Source organism: Treponema sp. R6D11, assembly GCF_054786075.1.
The window spans coordinates 1-838 of the sequence record NZ_BDHD01000524.1; the positions used below are offsets into that span (position 1 = coordinate 1).

Annotated in this window: 1 protein-coding gene; it reads left to right on the forward strand. The window is 51.8% G+C overall.

Going from position 1 to position 838, the window contains the following annotated elements; all coding sequences use genetic code 11:
• A partial coding sequence (locus tag ACYVTD_RS14430) for an argininosuccinate synthase (RefSeq protein ID WP_461248412.1) occupies nucleotides 1–838 on the forward strand: 838 nt, incomplete at both ends.

Genomic DNA, 838 nt, shown 5'->3' on the forward strand with positions numbered 1-838 from the left:
GAGAAGGCGACCGCCATCGCCCACGGTGCGACGGGCAAGGGGAACGATCAGGTAAGGTTTGATCTTGGCATCATGGCGCTCGCACCCGACATTGAAATTATCGCCCCGTGGCGGACTTGGAAGCTTAAAAGCCGGGAAGATGAGATGAGGTATCTTGCCAGAAGAAAAATCCCCGCCCCCATGAAGAAAAAAAATTCCTACAGCATGGACGACAACCTTTGGCATATTTCCCACGAGGGGTTGGAGCTTGAAGACCCGGAGAACGAGCCGATGTACAAAAAAATGCTCTCCATTACGGTTCCGCCTGAAAAAGCGCCTAACAAGCCCGAATACGTGGAAATTGAATTTGAAAAGGGCGTTCCCATTTCTCTTAACGGAAAGAAAATGGAAGGGGTCGCCCTTATCAACCAGCTTAACAAAATCGGCGGCGCTAACGGTATCGGCATTGTAGACCTTGTTGAGAACAGGGTTGTCGGCATGAAGAGCCGAGGGGTGTACGAAACGCCGGGCGGTTCAATCCTCTACTACGCCCACGGCGAGCTTGAACACCTCTGTCTTGACAGGCAGACTTACTCTTTCAAACAGCAGGCCGCCCTTAAAATGGGCGAGCTTATCTACGGCGGCCTCTGGTTCACTCCGTTACGCGAAGCGATTTCCTCTTTTGTTGACAGCACCCAGCAGACGGTCAGCGGAAAAGTGCGGCTTAAACTTTACAAAGGTTCGATTAGCGCAGCGGGAGTTACGTCACCCTACTCGCTCTACAACACCAGTCTCGCAAGTTTTACTACGGGGGAATTGTTCAACCACGCCGATGCGAAGGGGTTTATCAAACTTTACC